Source organism: Xenorhabdus bovienii, from assembly GCF_024721015.1.
Lineage (GTDB): Bacteria > Pseudomonadota > Gammaproteobacteria > Enterobacterales > Enterobacteriaceae > Xenorhabdus > Xenorhabdus bovienii.
Map to the genome: position 1 here is coordinate 1 of NZ_JANAIF010000165.1, position 2,448 is coordinate 2,448.

At 41.3% G+C, this 2,448-nt stretch carries 2 protein-coding genes and 1 pseudogene; 2 read left to right on the top strand and 1 reads right to left on the bottom strand.

Annotated features, from left to right (window positions below; genetic code table 11):
* Positions 1-76: 76 nt before the first annotated feature.
* Together NXS07_RS19450 and NXS07_RS19455 are read left to right on the top strand one after the other, a co-directional pair.
* Positions 77-382, top strand: a pseudogene (locus tag NXS07_RS19450) (DDE-type integrase/transposase/recombinase); the annotation flags it as partial.
* Positions 383-736: 354 nt separating this feature from the next.
* The gene (locus NXS07_RS19455; protein WP_038196306.1) at positions 737-1,486 is read left to right on the top strand and encodes a hypothetical protein; all 750 of its coding nucleotides are present in this window, start codon (positions 737-739) and stop codon (positions 1,484-1,486) included.
* A gap of 462 nt (positions 1,487-1,948) precedes the next feature.
* Here NXS07_RS19455 and NXS07_RS19460 read toward each other — a convergent pair.
* The coding region (locus NXS07_RS19460) for an IS6 family transposase (protein ID WP_258087455.1) at positions 1,949-2,448 on the bottom strand (500 nt) is incomplete at its 5' end.

The following is a 2,448-nucleotide window of genomic DNA, read 5'->3' on the forward strand; positions in this document are numbered from 1 at the left end:
TTTTTCTATCAATTGGCTGCATAAAAAACAATTACATCATTTTCTCTTGCTAGCGCTCTGTTAATGCGACAGAACCCCTGAGGTCGTGACCCTTGATAAAAGTGGCGCGAATACCACTGCACTGGCGACGCTCAACGCCGATAGACCCAAAGAGGAAACCATCCCTGTCCGACAGAGTAAATACCTGAACAACTGAGTGGAGCAAGATCACCGCAATATCAAACGTCGGATACGGCCGATGTTAGGCTTTAAATCGTTTCGCCGGGCCCAAACGATTTTAGCGGGGATAGAGCGCGTTTCGATGCTGCGTAAAGGGCAATACTCACAATCAGAAGATAAGACATTGTCACCGGCAGAGATGTTTTATCGATTGACTGAATAAAGAGTAACCCACTCCACATTGACTCAGATTTTCTCTGTTAATGCGACAGAACCCATGGAATGAATTTGAGTAACCTGCATACTCTTTGGTTGTATTAAATTTGTACATAAAAATACTCAAGCCGGACTCATGTCCGGTTATCCTCTTTGTTTTTTCAAACAGCAGCTTTGTTAGCGGTACTCATCCATCCCAGTACCGTTTTCTGATGTTTATTCAAACAATATCATGTTGTTGAATATTTCTAACTTTCCCAAACTGAGTTTATTTTCAAATATTTTTGATATTAGTCACAGAAAAAATAGTTTTAATTAGTTATTAATTATCTGCATTTTTAAGAACGAATAGGTAGATAAGATGGGTAATTTTATAAGTAGAAAATTTCGGCAAGGTCAACAGTTACGCTTATTTCCACGGTCATTGAGGCGTGATGAAGGATGCATTGAAGAGCATGATGAGGAAGTGTGCGCTAGGGATCAATGGGTATCTAATCGGATACACCGTCATTGCGAATATGCACCAGAAAACGCGCTGACAAACCTCCATAAAACGTACGCAGATAGAGGGAAAATAATTAATTATAATTGCTTGGACGCATTTAATACTAAACGCGATCCTGTAGGTAAAGGGCGCAGACTTGCTATGCAGCAACCCCATGCTCAATTGGATGAAATCTATATCCTTGAGCGCACGCACTGCCAATTACAAGGAGATGGTGACGCTCATTATTTTATGAAAAGTATAGAACCAATAACGCTACATGTCCCAGATGGTCATTATCTATACGTTATTTACACTGATATGCCTCTGACAGTTATATGTGGTCTTTATGATCCTAATCGGATTCCTACTATAGGTCATACGTCATTAATAAAAGGCAGGATTCGATTGTATGGCAAGAATAAAAATATTTCTCAGCTAGATGATAAAGATATTGACTATGCAAAATACCCTGTATTGTTGGCAGGAGAGCTATTTTTCGATGATGGTCGATTGACTATGTGGAATAATCGGAGTGGTCATTATTTTCCTAAAGGGGATAAGGTTGTCTTAAACGCCACTAATTGCATATTGCCCCAAAAGTTATTTAGACAAGTCTGGGGATAAAGTCGGCCGTATTCCTTAATGGTAGATTAGTGTTGCTAATGAAATTCTTTATCACATGAGAATGTGAATTCCGTGGCGCGATCTGCCTTCCAAATCAGATTTTGGGATTGCTGATAAACGATATAATAGTCAGCGTTTGAAGAATGTTATTGAAAAACAAAAGCCGCTTCCGGTGATCCCTTATCATAGAAATAGCGAAGTGAAAGTTCAGCGTTATCTCGTTGCTTTTTATTTTTGGTTATGGTAAAAGTATTCCAATTATTAAGTCTACTTATATGAGGGTTCGTAGTATATCACATAGTAGGGGTTTTCTGACCATCAATGGCATTCGGTTAAATCCTTATCGGCGCATCAAAAGAATTCCATCGTGTTCTGGGTTTCATCCATTTCCGTGGGTAGTGCCTCTCTGGGGTTCTGTCGCATTAACAGAGAAAGTACGAGTGAAGATGAGGTGATTGATTTTTACTCAGCTAATTGATAGAAAAAGGCTGCCGGTGAAATCGGACCCCCTTCTTTTTGTCGGTATTGTCCTTTGCGCAACATACAGACTAATTCAATCCCTGCCAACACGGTCTGGGCTCGTCTGAAATTTTTGAATCCCAGCATAGGATGTGTCCGCCGTTTGACGTGGCGGTGATCCTGTTCAATCAGATTATTAAGAGACTTATTCTGCCGGATAATGATGTCGTTATCCTTTGTTTTTTCCTTGTTTAACTCGTCCACTGCGGCTTTATTGGCACCACTTTTATCCATCGTCACTCCGTCGGGTTGTCCATGCTGGCGTATGGCTTTCTTAAAGAAACGCAAGGCGGCTTCCTTATCCCGATGGGCGGTCAACAAAAAATCAACCGTATTGCCGTCTGAATCCACCGCCCGGTAAAGGTAACGCCATTGCCCTTTGATTTTGATATCAGTTTCATCCCTTCGCCACCGACGCCCAACGGCGGGCTTGCTCCGCCGAT

What these genes read in the sequence shown, in the direction of transcription:
- NXS07_RS19455 (WP_038196306.1), top strand. Translation starts at nt 737, where the DNA reads ATGGGTAATTTTATAAGTAGAAAATTTCGGCAAGGTCAACAGTTACGC.